General features: G+C 61.8%; 16 protein-coding genes. 9 read left to right on the top strand and 7 right to left on the bottom strand.

The genetic code is table 11. The features are described from left to right. Positions 1–67: 67 nt before the first annotated feature. Positions 68–2131: a TonB-dependent receptor plug domain-containing protein gene (locus ACN9MU_RS13090; RefSeq protein WP_426344689.1), complete on the bottom strand. Its 2064-nt coding sequence runs from the start codon at positions 2129–2131 to the stop codon at positions 68–70. A gap of 155 nt (positions 2132–2286) precedes the next feature. On the opposite strand from ACN9MU_RS13090, the gene ACN9MU_RS13085 reads away from it, so the two are divergent. Next, positions 2287–3363 carry a sensor histidine kinase gene (locus ACN9MU_RS13085; RefSeq protein ID WP_426344688.1) on the top strand — a complete coding sequence of 359 codons (1077 nt, stop codon included), beginning with the start codon at positions 2287–2289 and terminating at the stop codon, positions 3361–3363. Then, positions 3360–4118 carry a LytR/AlgR family response regulator transcription factor gene (locus ACN9MU_RS13080; RefSeq protein ID WP_426344687.1) on the top strand — a complete coding sequence of 253 codons (759 nt, stop codon included), beginning with the start codon at positions 3360–3362 and terminating at the stop codon, positions 4116–4118. The genes ACN9MU_RS13085 and ACN9MU_RS13080 overlap by 4 nt, the downstream gene beginning before the upstream one ends. Here ACN9MU_RS13080 and zwf read toward each other — a convergent pair. Then, the gene (gene zwf, locus ACN9MU_RS13075; protein WP_426322824.1) at positions 4102–5565 is read right to left on the bottom strand and encodes a glucose-6-phosphate dehydrogenase; all 1464 of its coding nucleotides are present in this window, start codon (positions 5563–5565) and stop codon (positions 4102–4104) included. The genes ACN9MU_RS13080 and zwf overlap by 17 nt on opposite strands. Before the next feature lie 128 nt (positions 5566–5693). Between zwf and ACN9MU_RS13070 the strand changes: the two genes are divergently transcribed. From ACN9MU_RS13070 to ACN9MU_RS13060, 3 genes are all read left to right on the top strand, one after another. After that, positions 5694–6266: a hypothetical protein gene (locus ACN9MU_RS13070; protein WP_426344686.1), complete on the top strand. Its 573-nt coding sequence runs from the start codon at positions 5694–5696 to the stop codon at positions 6264–6266. Positions 6267–6360: 94 nt separating this feature from the next. Continuing rightward, on the top strand, positions 6361–6819 hold the full coding sequence (locus ACN9MU_RS13065; RefSeq protein ID WP_426337436.1) for a MarR family winged helix-turn-helix transcriptional regulator: 459 nt from the start codon (positions 6361–6363) through the stop codon (positions 6817–6819). A gap of 11 nt (positions 6820–6830) precedes the next feature. Further along, positions 6831–7304 carry a GNAT family N-acetyltransferase gene (locus tag ACN9MU_RS13060; protein WP_426344685.1) on the top strand — a complete coding sequence of 158 codons (474 nt, stop codon included), beginning with the start codon at positions 6831–6833 and terminating at the stop codon, positions 7302–7304. Between the two features lie 21 nt (positions 7305–7325). Here the strand turns inward: ACN9MU_RS13060 and ACN9MU_RS13055 are convergent, their stop codons facing one another. The 4 genes from ACN9MU_RS13055 to ACN9MU_RS13040 form a co-directional block, all read right to left on the bottom strand. Beyond that, positions 7326–8507, bottom strand: a complete 1182-nt coding sequence (locus tag ACN9MU_RS13055) for an MFS transporter (protein WP_426322816.1) — start codon at positions 8505–8507, stop codon at positions 7326–7328. A 10-nt stretch (positions 8508–8517) separates the two neighbouring features. Then, positions 8518–9252: a sterol desaturase family protein gene (locus tag ACN9MU_RS13050; protein ID WP_426322814.1), complete on the bottom strand. Its 735-nt coding sequence runs from the start codon at positions 9250–9252 to the stop codon at positions 8518–8520. Positions 9253–9425: 173 nt separating this feature from the next. Next, on the bottom strand, positions 9426–10856 hold the full coding sequence (locus ACN9MU_RS13045; RefSeq protein WP_426322812.1) for an NAD(P)-binding domain-containing protein: 1431 nt from the start codon (positions 10854–10856) through the stop codon (positions 9426–9428). 50 nt (positions 10857–10906) lie between these two features. Then, on the bottom strand, positions 10907–11224 hold the full coding sequence (locus tag ACN9MU_RS13040; protein ID WP_426171158.1) for an ArsR/SmtB family transcription factor: 318 nt from the start codon (positions 11222–11224) through the stop codon (positions 10907–10909). Between the two features lie 129 nt (positions 11225–11353). On the opposite strand from ACN9MU_RS13040, the gene ACN9MU_RS13035 reads away from it, so the two are divergent. Genes ACN9MU_RS13035 through arsH form a run of 4 tightly spaced genes read left to right on the top strand, consistent with a single transcriptional unit; the run spans position 11354 to position 13592 of the window. After that, complete coding sequence (locus ACN9MU_RS13035; RefSeq protein ID WP_426344684.1) at positions 11354–11680, top strand: ArsR/SmtB family transcription factor; 327 nt, start codon at positions 11354–11356, stop codon at positions 11678–11680. Continuing rightward, the gene (locus tag ACN9MU_RS13030; RefSeq protein WP_426322807.1) at positions 11677–12156 is read left to right on the top strand and encodes an arsenate reductase ArsC; all 480 of its coding nucleotides are present in this window, start codon (positions 11677–11679) and stop codon (positions 12154–12156) included. Before ACN9MU_RS13035 ends, ACN9MU_RS13030 begins: the two co-directional genes overlap by 4 nt. After that, positions 12153–12875, top strand: a complete 723-nt coding sequence (locus tag ACN9MU_RS13025) for an aquaporin (protein WP_426344683.1) — start codon at positions 12153–12155, stop codon at positions 12873–12875. The genes ACN9MU_RS13030 and ACN9MU_RS13025 overlap by 4 nt, the downstream gene beginning before the upstream one ends. A 3-nt stretch (positions 12876–12878) precedes the next feature. After that, positions 12879–13592 carry an arsenical resistance protein ArsH gene (arsH, locus tag ACN9MU_RS13020; protein WP_426344682.1) on the top strand — a complete coding sequence of 238 codons (714 nt, stop codon included), beginning with the start codon at positions 12879–12881 and terminating at the stop codon, positions 13590–13592. 4 nt (positions 13593–13596) lie between these two features. Here arsH and ACN9MU_RS13015 read toward each other — a convergent pair whose 3' ends face one another. Beyond that, positions 13597–14397 carry a hypothetical protein gene (locus ACN9MU_RS13015; RefSeq protein ID WP_426344681.1) on the bottom strand — a complete coding sequence of 267 codons (801 nt, stop codon included), beginning with the start codon at positions 14395–14397 and terminating at the stop codon, positions 13597–13599. Positions 14398–14403: the final 6 nt, after the last annotated feature.

Genomic DNA, 14403 nt, shown 5'->3' with positions numbered 1-14403 from the left:
GTGCAAAGATCAGTGCAAGCTTCTTAATTTCCCTACTCCACTTGTTTAGACGGCCGCAATTGTAGCGTCATAGCGCGACTTCCGCAGCGAGCTTGAACGTGCGCTGCCCACTGCTTGTCACGCTTCGCAAGGAATCGTGGCGGCCGTCCTCGAAAATTTGCGTATTGCGGGTATCGGGCTTCAATGCATTGCCAGCCGTGGCGCGCAAGGTCAGCCCCGGACGCAATTGCCAGGCGGCGTTCAAGTCCAGCCGGCGCTCTGTGCCTCGCCCGCTCCACTGCGAGGCCGATAGATGCGACAGGCCGCCCTTTTGCAGGTTCCAGTTGAAGCCCGCCGTCTTTCCCGCTCCGAAGCGAATATCGACACCCGCGTTGACGGTAAGCGGCACTTGTTCGCCAAGCCGGTTGCCGGGCGACGCCACCGAATCCACCTTTGACCAATTGCGCGCGACGCCTATTCGCGCCGTCGTCCCCGCCGCCAAAGCCAGGCGCCCGTCAAACTCCAGGCCGTGGGCCACGGCCCCGCCGATATTGCCTGGTGTCGCCACCCATTTTCCCTTGTCTTCGAAAAGAACCGACTCTATGACATTGGCGATGCGCCGATGATATGCAGCCACGCTGGCCATGCTGTCCTGGCCGAAATAGCGTTCGTAAGCGGCATCGATTCCCCATGCCAGCTCCGGGCGTAAGGCCGGGTTGCCCTGCACATCGGGATTGGCGGGGCCGTTGCCATTGTTGACGGTGAAACGGCGCGGCACCAGGTCGCGCGTATTGGGCGCCTTGTAGCTGCGCGCAAGGCCAAGCCGCAGCTGGTCGCGCGAACCGGGCAAGCGCCAGAGCAAATGCGCCACCGGACTCCAGACGGCGGTGCTCTTGCGCACGTCCGCCAGGTCGCGTCCATTGGTCATCGTGCGCAGCCCTTCCCAGCGCAGGCCGATATATGCCTCAAATCCGGGCGATACCGTCCATTCATCCTGGGCGTACACGGCAAAGCGCCGCACGCGGGCGATGTAACGCTGGTCAAGCTCGCCAAGCGGCTCGCCTGCCGCACTGGCGTCCTCCTGTCGCCGCCATTCCGAACGCCGCGCCACCGAACCATCCCACCCTGCCGCCAGTACATGTCCGCTGCTGCCTCCCAGACGCCATTTTCCGCTGCTGCTGGCGCTATCGTCCGACGCGCTGGAAATCACGCGGCGCAGCCAGGCCGCATCGCCTGACGCGTCACTTCCGGTGAAAAGATAGTCGCTGTTGCGCCGGTTATGCGCCAGGCCAGCCTTCCAATCGATGCGGTTTGCGTCCCCAAGACGATGACTGGCCTCGATATCGCTGCGCGCGATGCCGGTGCGGGCATCGGCCCTGTATGCGCTCACCGGGAAATCGCTCGATGCGCCGAGCAGCGCAGTTTCCCCGCTGCTGCCACGGTTGCGATTGCGGACATGGTCCAGCAGGCCTTGCCAGGCTACCTTCGTTCCGCCGTCGAATTTCCAATTAAGGCGCGGCGCCAGGCCTATGCGCTCCGTGGCCAAGAAGTTCGCTTCGGCAGTCTGGCGCCGGGCCGACAAGGTGCTCTCGAAAATGCTGCTTGCCTGTGCGCTCTTTCCGCGTGTGGCCTGTATCGCCACGTTGCCGGAATAAACCTCGCCGGGACGCGACAGGTCGAACGACGCTTCCGGAGACCAGCCGGCGCCAGCGTCCTTGCCGGCCAGTGAGGCCAGCGACCGGGCCCGCCCAGTGCTTCGGCGCAAAACAATATTGATGCTGCCGGCGATGCCTTGGGTGCTGCTGTCGGCAGTTGCACTGCGCAGGATCTCGATACGTTCGACGAGCTCCGGCGCCAGGTTCTCCGGCGAGAATCCGGGCGGCGCCGGTTCGCCATTCAGCAAGAATTGCGTACGCCCGCCGCCCAGCCCCCGCAACTGCACCTGCCCCCCGCTTACCGTAACTCCGGGCTGGCGACGCAGGGCCTCGGACAAGGTGGGATCGCCATAGCGTAACAGCTCATCGCGTGAAACGATAACCCGGCCCGCGCCATCATCGCGGCGTTGCTGCAAGGTGCTGGCCGCTTTGACCTCGACACTCACCACGTCGCTTTCGGCACTGGCGCAAAGGGGAAACAGGAGCAAGTAAAGCAATATTCGCATCGTAAAGACCCGGTTGTAAAAGAACGATGCGCATTGTTGGCGAAACCTCGGGAAAGCCGATACGGAGTGTGACGAACACCCGGCCCGCCGGGACGAATGCCCAAGGGCGGCTGCTATACTGCCGCGCCATGGACCGACTACATTCAATGCCATCCTGGCTGCGCGCCTTGCTGGCCAACTTCGCGCTGTGGACGCTGGTCTGCGCGCTGGCCGGCATCACCACATACGGCGACCGTATCGAAAGCGGCGACACCCGCAGCTACTGGCAGATGACCGCCGGCTGGTGGGTTGGCTACTCGGCGATGATGTTGCAAAGCTATATGCTGTACATGGTCTACCGTCGCCATCCGGAATGGCTCACCAGCATGCGCCGCGTCGGCCTTGGCTACCTTGCCTATCTCGCAGTAGGCTGGCCCACTGCAATGCTTGGTCTGGCATTCCGCCGCTGCGTCAAATTCGACATCGACCCGACCTTTGGAAACGCCTGGACCTACGTGGCCACGATGGACAAACTCGAGTGGTTTATCGAGTACGTGCTGCTGACGATGGCTTTTGGCGTCGTGGTGGCGCTACTGCTGTGGCGCCAGCGCCGGCAGCAAGACCGGCAACTGGCCCAGGCCCTGCTTTCGCTTGAACGCCAGCGCTTGGCCGCCGTGCGCGGCCAGCTTGAACCGCACTTCATCTTCAACACCTTGAGCGCGATCGGCGCCCTGGTGCGCATGGACGACAAGGCGCTCGCACTGGACGGCCTGTCCCGGCTGGGCGACCTGCTGGAATATGCCTTGACGAGCAGCGAAAGCGATTGGGTGGAAGCCGGCAAGGAGCTGGAATTTGTCCGCAGCTACCTGGACTTGCAGCGCCTGCGTTTCGGCGAGCGCCTGAAGGTACGCATTGCGGGCGCGCATTTGCTGGACGACGGCATCGATTGCCCTCCAATGCTGCTGCAGCCGCTGGTCGAAAATGCCTTGCGCCACGATCTTGAATGCCATGAAGGCGACAGCGATATCGACATGGCGTTCACACGGCATGGTGACCGGCTCACGGTACAAGTATCGAATCCGGACCGCATGCACGCTGCACCTTCGGCAGGCCTGGGCATTGGCCTGCGCGGCATTCGCGCGCGCCTCCAGCTGGCCTACGGCGATGCAGCCACCCTGGCGACGTCGCGCGCCGGCGGCCGCTTCCTCGCGGAGCTTTCCCTTCCCTGGAGGTCGCAGCCGTGAAAGCGCTGATCGTGGACGATGAGGCGCACGCCCGCACCAACCTCCGCTTTGCCCTGGAGGCATTGCCGGGATGGGAGATCGTGGCGGAATGCGCCAGCGCCTCGGCCGCACGCGCGTTCCTGGAAACCGGCGGTGCGGATATCGTGCTGCTCGACGTGCAAATGCCGGTGGAGTCGGGACTCGACTTTGCGCTTGAACTGAGCCGGCGCGAACTGCCGCCCTTGATCGTGTTCGTGACGGCACACCGGGGTCACGCCCTGGAAGCATTCGACGTCCACGCGCTCGACTACATCGTCAAGCCAGTGGATGAACGCCGGCTGCAGCAGGCCCTCGAACGCGCCGCCAAGCTGCTCGACCAGCGCGCCGCATACACGCAAGCCCTGCGCGGCTTCGTCGATCCCCGCCCCGGCTACTGGACCGAACTGGCTGTGCGCTCGGTCGGCAGGATAGACCGGGTCAACCTGTCGGAAGTGCTGTGGATCGAATCCGCGGGAAATTATGTGGAACTGCACCTGCCGCAGCGTACCTTCCTGCACCGCAGCACCTTGACGGAGCTGGAGCGCTACCTGGACCCGGCGCAATTCCTTCGTATTCACCGCCGCATCCTGGTGCGCAGCAGCGAAATGCTGGCCGTTCGCCAGCTCCAGGAAGGAAGCCACGAACTGACGCTGGCCGGCGGTGCGCAACTGCCGGTCAGCGAACGTTATGCCGCGGCGGTAAAAGACCGCCTCGCGCGGCCTACTCTACCCAGCTGAAGCCATCGCGCGCCAGCAGCGCGAACGATTCGGACGGGCCCCAGGTGCCGGCAGCATAAGGATTCGGCTTCTCGGCCAGGGCGTTCCAGCCGTTGATGATCGGATCGGCCCATTCCCATGCAGCTTCCAGTTCGTCGCGGCGCATGAAGTGGGTCAGGCGGCCGCGCACCACGTCGATCAGCAGGCGCTCGTAAGCTTCGGCCCTGCGCTGCGAGAATGCGGATTGCAGGTCCAGGTTCAGCGCCACCTGCTGCATCTGCATGCCGCTGCCGGGCTGCTTTGCCATGAGCTGCAGCTTGATCGCTTCTTCCGGCTGCAGTTCGATCACCAGCCGGTTGGCTACCCCGCCCGGCGTCTCAGGGAACAGCGGGAACGGCGGGTTGGCGAATTCGATCACGATCTTGGACGAGCGGCGCGCCATGCGCTTGCCGGTACGCAGGTAGAACGGTACCTTGGACCAGCGCCAGGTATCGACGTAAGCGCGCATCGCCACGAAGGTTTCAGTGCTGCTGCCCTCCGGCACGTTGCGCTCCTCCAGGTAGCCCGGCACTTCCTGGTTGCCGCTCACGCCGCGCACGTACTGGCCCCGGACGGTGTCGCGTGCGATCGAGGCAAGGCTGAAGCGGCGCAGCGAGCGCAGGACCTTGAGCTTCTCGTCGCGCACCGCATCCGGCGCCAGCGAGGCAGGCGGTTCCATCGCAACGATGCACAGCAGCTGCAGCAAGTGGTTCTGCACCATGTCGCGCATGGCGCCGGCGCTGTCGTAGAAGCCAGCGCGGCTGCCCACGCCGACTTCTTCGGCAACCGTGATCTGCACACTGGTGATATTCGGCGCACGCCACAGCGGCTCCAGGATCGAATTCCCAAAGCGCAGCACCATCAGGTTCTGCACGGTTTCCTTGCCCAGGTAGTGGTCGATGCGGTAAATCTGCGATTCCTCGAAATGCTTGCCGACCGCTTCGTTGATCTCTACCGCTGACGCCAGGTCGCGGCCAAGCGGCTTTTCGAGCACCACGCGCGCGTTGCGGTCAACCAGGCCGGCTTCGGCCAGCTTGTCGCAGATGGTGGTAAACAGCGACGGCGCCGTGGCCAGGTAGAAAACCCGTTCTGCACCAGGACGCGAGACCTTGGCCAGCGGCGCCATGCCGTCTTTTTCCACGTCGACCCGCACAAACTCCAGCAACTGCAGGAAACTGCGCCAGGCCTCGTCCGTGAAATTCTCCCCGCTGATGAAGGGACGCGAATGGTCCTCGACGAAGGCCAGGTAGGCCGCGCGGTCGTAGTCCTGGCGGCCGGTGGAAATGATGTGGGTCCCGGGCGGCAGGTTGCCATGCAGGTGCGCCATATACAGCGCCGGAAGCAGCTTGCGCATGGCGAGGTCGCCCACCCCGCCAAAGATGATCATGTCGAGGGGCAGGCTGGAGTCGAATTGCGGAGCAGAGGTCATGTCGAGGCTCAAAAGTGTTGGTGGTAGCGGGTCGGATTGATAATAATACCCAAACTCTCGCCGGGCGGCAGGACGACGACAAAGGAGGAGGTTTGCCAGGACTGTTAAGATCAGCGATTGGGGGCGCCGTGCTGCTCATGGCCCTTCCCTCCTGGGCAGGTGGAGTAGTTTGCGAGCCGCCCTACTATCGCCCCGAAAACGGCGGCCCGGAGCGCGAACTGTGCGCGATCCAGGCGGCCGCAAAGCGATTCCTGGACCAGCAGAACATCCGCGACAAGACCGACTGGCGGCCACTCGGCCCCGATATCAGGATGATGTTTGAACCCTGCCTCGTTCCCCTGGGCGCGACCTGGGCCATATACGAAGCCCGGAAAAGCGTGACGGTGAGTTGCGACCGCACCGATCCATCGGCCTACAAGCGCACCTGGAAGGCCGCGGTCGACATCTACAGCGAGAGCGAGCAGCTGAACTACCATATCCACAAAGCGGCGAGCACATTCGTACGCCGCGAAAACGCGCGGCGCAAATCTAACCGCAAGGCCGGATACCCGGCAAATGAGACCCAGGTGCCCAAATGCGCGGTCCCCCTCGCCGTCGAATGGCGGGACGGCGCCAGGAACAGTGTCGATGTGATCTGCCGCCAGGCCGTCCAGACCACCTGGGGCAAAGGCAAATGGCGAGTCAAGATACCTGTCGGATGATCCTGTGACCAGCACCGGCGCCGGGAATTTAGTTGTTCTTGACTACCAGTTGGTGCAAAAACTAAAATTGGTTGACTAACACAACCAATCCGCCATGAGTACCAACGAAAACACTGCTCAGCTTTTCCGCGACGTCGTGCGCCTATTCGTTCGCGACCAAAGAGAAAACGCAGGGTGCATGGACGGTGGACAGACGGTACGCTGCCACATACTCAACGAATTGCTGCGCGAAACGCCCCTGCCACAACAAGCATTGGTCAATCGCCTCGGCCTGGACAAAGCATGGATCAGCCGAGCTGTGGACGGCCTTTGCATGGAAGGATGCCTGTCGAAGGAACCGAGCCAGCGCGATAGACGCAGTGTCATGCTGTCGCTCACAGCCAAAGGCAAAGCTCGCGCTGCTTCCTTGAATCTCCAACTGAATCAACATGTAGAAGGCTTGCTAGCGGATGTTCCACCTGCACAAAGGGCCGCGCTGCGCAATGCTTTGCAAACCTTGCACGCCGCGCTGAGCGCACCTGATGAAAGATCGAGGGTCAAATGCCAGAAATAACGTTACGCCCCATGCGTCCGGAGGATTGGCCTGCGGTCCGCAGCATCTATCTCGAAGGTATTGCCAGCGGAAATTCGACCTTTCAGACCGAAGCACCAGACTGGGAACAATGGGACGCCAACCATTTGCAGGCCTGCCGCCTGGTTGCCGTGCAAGGCGATTCCATCGTCGGCTGGGCAGTCCTGGCGGCGATATCGGCTCGCCCGGTCTACCGCGGCGTAGCTGAAGTCAGTGTCTACGTAACGCCCTCTGCCCACGGACAAGGGGTTGGCAAGGCCCTGATGCGGGAATTGGTATCGGCCTCGGAACAATACGGTTTCTGGACTTTGCAAGCCGGCATATTTCCGGAGAATGTCGCGAGCCTGGCTGTGCATGCAAGCGTCGGGTTCCGCCAGGTCGGCCGAAGGGAAAGGATGGGGCAGTTACACGGCGTCTGGCGCGATGTCGTGCTGGTGGAACGCCGCGTTACCGGCGACGTTTGCTGATTGGCCGTCACGCTCCTGGCGCTACACCGCTGCCACTGAATGGCGGACGCGTTTCCGGATGGCCTGCGTGAACACCGCGAAGGAAATGAGCGACATCGCGAGCAGGAGAATCAGTACTTGACGAGGGCCGATCACGTCAAACGACATTGCCAGCACTAGCGGCCCACTGGCCTTCGCCAGCAGCGCCGGCGCCGCAAGCGCGCCGGATATCGCCCCGTAATGCAGACGGCCGAACATCGCTGCCGGCAGCGTCCCGCGCAGAATGGTAAGCACCCCATTGCTGAGTCCATACAGCAGGCAGAAAGCAGCAACACCCCATGCCTGGCTTCCAAATGCAGCAATCGCGGACAGCGCCACCGGCAATGCTGCGAACGTATAGATCCCCACGATCGTCGGCGGCCTTCCGCTGCCCCAGGTGCGTTCGATAAGCCGTCCCGCCACCTGCATAGGTCCTATCAACGCCGCCAGCATCAAGGCAAGCTCCATCGAATGTCCCAAGGCCCGCATGACGCGGATCAGGTGCACGGAAATCGCAGCAAAGATGAATGCGTTAATCGCAAAAGCTGCGGCCAGTAGCCAGAATCGTGGCTGTCGGATGGCTTGCTTCAGCGTCGCACCGGCGTGACGCGATGCGGACGCTTTATGCTGGTGCGCGCCGCCAAGAAGGCAATGCAATGGCGCACAAACCAGCAGTTGCACAAGCGCATAGAGCGTTAACGTATCTCGCCAGCCCAAACGCACCGCCAAGGCCTCGGTCAGTGGCCAAAATGCCGTACTGGCGAGGCCGCCCAGCAAGGTGACTGTCGATATGGCCCTTGCAGCATCATTGGCGAGGGAGCCATTCAGCGTTGCAAAGGCTGCCTCGTACAGGGTGAGCGACATTGCAGCGCCAATCAAGGTCCAGGCGGCCATATAGGCGGCGTACGACCCGGCAACCGCAAGGCACCACAAGCCCAAACCAGCGGCCATGGATCCCGCCACCATGATCCAGCGACCGCCATGCCGGTCAATCGCAATACCGACCGGCGTAGCGGCAAGCCCCGCCACCAGCACGCTCCAGGAGAATGCACCAAAAGTCTGACTCGCCGTCAGCGCCAGGTCGGCCTGGATCCGGCTCGCCAGGACGCCGAAGGCGTAGTACAACATTCCCCATGAAATTACCTGCGTTACCGCCAGAACTGCAACAGGCTTCCGAATTTGCATCTCACCTCCTTCAGTGCGCAGCCTTGCAGCAGCCAGGCAAGAACATCGACCAGACCTGCTTTGCGAAAGACGACCTGGCCGGATACGTGGTCGGCCGATACAGGCCCACCGCAGCAGGATCATTGCCTTTGGCATGATAGCGGTAGGTGCCAAACACCATATCCCAGAGCACCAAAGCACGGCCAAAATTCCGGTCGCCGTCCCTGGCGTTATCAGCATGGTGCCAACGGTGGACTTCGTTGGTGCTGAACACATAGTTCAGCCATCCGCTCCGTAGCGGCAGGTTCGCATGCTGCGTCATCAAGACGGGATAAGTCAGCGCAAGGTAGCCAAGCACCACGTCCGGCGGCGTGCCGATTAACAGAAGCGGTGCAAAGCCCAGCATGTAGTTGATGGCATGGTTCAAGGGGTGGATGCGGAAGTTATTAAGCCAATACAGGCGCTGGCTGCCATGATGCAGGGCATGCAGCCACCACAGTGCAGGCAGGCGATGATGCAAGCGGTGCGACCAATAACTCGTGAACTCGGCCAACAGGGTGGCAACCAGCACTTGCGTGGCGAAGGGCAAATCGGCGGGGAAGACGGCAGCACCAATCTCCGCCGCCTGCGCCCCCACCAGCGCCAGCACCAGTACCGGCAGCAGCCACTTCAGTAACGGATCGACCACGGCAAACAGCAGCGCCGCGCTGGTGATGTCCGTACTCAGGTCGCCCTGCCTTGTTTTCCAATCAGGGCGGTATGTCATGCTCCGCTCTGCGAATCCCGCAGCGGCGAGAATCAGAGCGCTCGGGATCACGACCGCAAGTTCAAGGCTTCCGCCAATTTTCCTGGCCACCAGGAACACTCCGGCATTCAGAGCCAGCGCCATTGGCAGGAAAAAGCGTGCGAGCAAAGTCTTTATCACGGTACCTCCCCGGCTTATGCGCAGCACGCGCCTGCTTTCGGCCGTGGGCTGCAAGCGGCGGACGTCGAACAACCAGGCTGCCCTTTGGCCTTTTCCGCCTCGTCCAGCGCGCAGCACGCCGTGCCGGCATCGATGGCCGGACCACCACAGCAGCCGTCGCCTGGTTCGGCCTCGCCTTCATACGCGAGGCGCGTGTTGCACACGCCAGTTTCCGGCAGGTCCAGTTGAACGTCATCGGCAGCAGCCATGTCGCCGGCCAGGCTCGCCACGACCGAACGCACCTGCTCATAACCCGTCGCCATCAGGAAGTTCGGCGCACGGCCATAACTCTTGGCGCCGACTGCGTAGTATCCCGCCTCGGGGTGGGCCAGCTCCCGGTGCCCGTGTGGACGCACGGTGCCACAGCTATGTTCGTTCGGGTCGATCAGCGGAGCCAGCGCATCCGTGCTTTCCAGCCAAGGATCGTGCCGAACACGCATTTCACGGGTCAGGTCCAGGTTCGGGCGCGCGCCTGTCGCTGCGACGATACGATCGACTTCGTTGATCACCTGCTGCTGGCCATCGGGCTTGTCACCGACAACCGTGATAGCTCCAGCCCCCTCCTGCAACGCGACCATGCGGAAATTGGTATGCAGCTCCAGCTTGCCAGAGTCGCGCAATGCCTTGAGCCGTAGGCCAAGCTGGCCACGAGCCGGGAGTCCATCAGCTTCGCCACCGCCGAAGACGCGAGCCAGTTGATCGCCGCGCGTCGCCCAGACAATCGATGTGCCAGGAACGGATTCTGCCAGCTCAGCCAGCGCCAGCAAGGTGCCGGCTGCAGAGTGGCCTGCACCTACGACCAAGGTGCGTTTGCCTGCGTAGTCGGATCGCTGCCCGCCCGCCACATCCGGCATGCCGTAAGCGATGCGGTCGTGCAGTTCCTTCTCACCCAGGGCCGGAATGCCGTTGGCGCCGAGCGGATTCGGGTTTGACCACGTGCCAGTAGCGTCAATGACTGCCCGCGCCAGGTAGTCTGCCTCACCATCTGGCCCCGCCACGCGGATCACAAACGGCGCCAACTCCCGGCCGCGGCTTTTGACCTTGTCAAAGCCTTTGCGCGTTACCTGGATAACTTTATGGCCAAGCTTTAGCGCACCAGCCAACTCAGGCAATTTCGACAACGGTGCAAGATAGAAGTCCAGCAACTCGCCTGCGGTCGGCAAGCCATCGTTGGCAGGCGCCTCCCAACCATGACGCTCCAGCAGCTGGCGCGCGGCCTTGTCGATGTTGTATTGCCATGGCGAGAACAAGCGCACATGCCGGTAGGTATTCAGGTTGGCGCCTGCTTCAGCGCCACGCTCAAAGATGATTGGGCGCAGGCCGCGCTGAAAGAGGTGCGAAGCGGCAGCCAAACCGACGGGGCCAGCTCCCAGCACAGCGACGGGGAGATCATTCAATTGCACCATGATGCGTTCCTTTCGAAGTTCGTCGAATTACGAATAAAGAGGCAAATTTTTTACAAGCTGCCGATCAACTGCTTGAACTGCTCCAGCCGTTCGGGATTGACGCAATAACAGACGCGCTGTTCGTCGGCGGAACCAAGAATCAGCCCTGCCTGCTTGAGGATGGTGACATGCTGCGAAATGGTCGAGGGCGCCAATGGCAACACATCGGCCAGGCTGCCAAAGTAGCAAGCCCCGTACGCTGCCAGGTAGCGCAACAACTGTACGCGAGCAGGATGCGCCAACGCCTTGCACAGCATGGCCACCTCGTCGGCATCCAGCTCGGGCAGGTCAGTTTTGGGGTTGGAGGTGCAGCAGCTAAGCATATTCATCAAGCGATTCGTCAATCTACGAACAAAGGTTAGCGCCCATGTCATCAAGCTGTCAAGATATTTCGATATTCTTTGAACTGTCGTATCGTTGTGCCATAATCAGGCCAACCCTTTAAAGAAAGCCGCACCATGGAAACGAAAGCTGTATTGGCCGCCTTAGGGGCGCTGTCGCAAGAGTCCAGGCTCAACACCTTCCGGCTACTGGTCCAGACCGGCCCGCAAGGCCTGGCAGCAAGCAAGATCGGCGAGCAGTTGGATATTGCCCCGTCCTCGCTGTCGTTCCACCTGAAAGAGCTGACCAATGCGGGCTTGATCGAGCCGCGACAGGAAGGCCGCTTCATCATCTACAGCGCCAACTTCGACACCATGAACGGCGTGCTTTCCTTCTTGACCGACAACTGCTGCGGCGGACAAAGCTGCGCCCCTTCCAACAATCTCAACTCCTGCAAACCATGAACGTCCTGATCCTCTGCACCGGCAACTCCTGCCGCTCCATCCTCGGCGAAGCCACCTTCAACCACCTCGCCCCTGCTGGCTGGCATGCAATCAGCGCAGGCAGCAAGCCTGCTGGTTACGTCCACCCACGGTCGCTGGCATTGCTGGAGCGCGAAGGCATCTCAACCGAGGGCTATCACAGCAAGTCCTGGGACAAGCTGCCGGTCACCCCAGACATCGTGATCACCGTTTGCGGCAGCGCCGCAGGCGAAACCTGCCCCGCCTACCTTGGCCCTGTCATGCGCGCCCACTGGGGCGTTGAAGACCCGGCCCATGCAACCGGCACCGGCGAAGAAATCGACGCCGCGTTCATGAAGGCATACTGCATCCTGCGCCACCGCATCGAAACCTTCTTCGCACTGCCGCTGGAGGAACTGAAGAAGGATCCGGTACGCATGAAAGCGGAGCTGGAACGCATCGGAAAGGTGCAGCCATGAGGCTCTCCCGGCGCCTGGTCGCCGAGGCACTCGGCACAGCCATGCTCCTGGCGGTGGTGGTCGGTTCCGGCATCATGGCCGAACGCCTTGCGGGCGGCAATGTGGCCATCGCCCTGCTGGCCAACACGATTGCGACCGGCGCAGGACTCGTGGCGCTGATCCTGATGTTCGGCACCATCTCCGGCGCGCACTTCAATCCCGTGGTGACGTTGTCGGAAGCCTGGCAGCGCAACGTTCCCGCGGCTGAAGTCCTGCCTTACATCGCGGTGCAGCTAGCCGGTGCATTCGCAGGGGTGGCCGCAGCGCACGGCATGTTCGGTGAAGCGCTGTTCTTCGCGTCCGAACATGTACGCTCTGGTCCCGCGCAATGGTGGAGCGAATTTATCGCCACGTTCGGCCTGATCGGCGTGATTATCGGCTGCTCCCGCAGCCGCCCCGCCGTCACGCCGTTTGCCGTGGCCGCGTACATCACTGCCGCTTACTGGTTCACGTCCTCGACGTCGTTCGCCAATCCTGCCGTGACGCTGGCCCGCGCAGCAAGCAACACCTTCGCCGGCATTCGCCCCGCCGATGCGCCTGGCTTCATCCTGGCTCAGTTGGCGGGCATGGTCGCAGCCACTGCATTGTTTTGCTGGCTCTACCCAGCCCCGCCCGCCGATGCCACCGTTGGCGGTACTGTAGCATCCGGCGATTTTGCAGACTCTCTCGAAAAGCACTGACGCATGAACATCCCTGAACTTCCGAACATCAAAGCAGAGCTTCTCGACGCTCCCAGCCTGGACAAGCTGGCGCCGCAAGGTGACATGAACCATCCGCCGCGCATCCTGATGCTATACGGCTCGTTGCGCGAGCGCTCATTCAGCCGGTTCCTGACCTTCGAAGCCACGCGCATCCTCGAACACTTCGGCGCCGAAGTCAGAATCTTCGATCCGATGGAACTGCCGATGGTTGGCAGCGTGCCCGAAACGCACCCCAAAGTGGTAGAACTGAGGGAGCTTTGCCTTTGGTCGGAAGGCCAGGTCTGGTGCAGCCCTGAGAGGCACGGCGCAATCACTGCCGTGATGAAGAACCAGATCGACTGGATACCGTTGGAACAAGGAGCTGTGCGTCCAAGCCAGGGCCGCACGCTGGCTGTCATGCAGGTGTGTGGCGGCTCGCAGTCGTTCAATGTGGTGAACACGCTGCGCCTGCTCGGCCGCTGGATGCGCATGTTCACGATCCCGAACCAGTCGTCCGTGCCAATGGCTTACAAGGAGTTCGACGATGCGGGCAGGATGCGCCCGTCCGCCTACTACGACCGGGTCGTCGATGTGATGGAAGAACTGTTCAAGCTTACATTACTGATGCGCGGACGAAGCGATTACCTGACCGACCGTTACAGCGAACGAAACGAACGGGCGCGAGCCGCCATCAATCGTCAGATCGAAAGGCTCTGAGTTTTCAGGGTTCTCCTCGCGCTGCCGGGCCATGGGCAGCATAGTGGGCATCAATATCATCAGCGAGCGACTCGGGATACGTAAACACTACCTTCGAGGGGTCGTATGGCATGTTGATGGTAAGCGAGTGCCTGGTCTCCTGGAGGCAGGCCATGACATTCTTTCGCTCGTCCTTGGGGAAAATGCCCCAATGCGCTTGATCGCCAAGTCCCGATTTGACAGGGAGGGTTTTTCGCGCCGCCTCATTGAGCTCCGCGTCGGATGGCAGGTGATGACTGCGCCAGTCCAGTATCGAAAACACAGGATCTACGCTTTTCCCGAGATCGATAAACCCCACCAACGCCAGGAAGGCCCTGTATTTGCTGGGCAAGTCCAGCGTAAACACCGAGCCGACAGGTGCGCTACATCGGATCTTCTTCGGCTTGGGCTTTGATACCTTGATCTGCCGGGGCTCTGGTTGCTTAGACAGCAGCCTCGCCTCCAGGGTGCGCAGTACTTTTCGTCGTGCCGAAACTTCACCTGGCGCGTCGCGCTCCCAAACAGATATGTCGCCACCCTGGCCGATCAGATCAAGTGCGCGAGCCCTGATATGTTCGTGGAGGCGTCCATACTTCCATGCTGTATCCGCCAATGCGAAATACACGAGGCACATGACCTCGCGGTCGTCGGCCAGATCGGCATAACCGTGCAGTATTTGCTCATAGGCTTCCGTGTCGGATCGCCCCAACTTCAGATTTTCGATGTATGCATCGCGCACTTCGCATGTCGTGTCATCCGAATACAGCGCAGGGGCCCAGGCACCCATAGTCAT

The sequence above is a fragment of the Pseudoduganella sp. R-32 genome, assembly GCF_049913245.1.
Taxonomy (GTDB): domain Bacteria; phylum Pseudomonadota; class Gammaproteobacteria; order Burkholderiales; family Burkholderiaceae_D; genus Rugamonas.
This window is presented reverse-complemented; position numbering and strand designations above follow the sequence as displayed.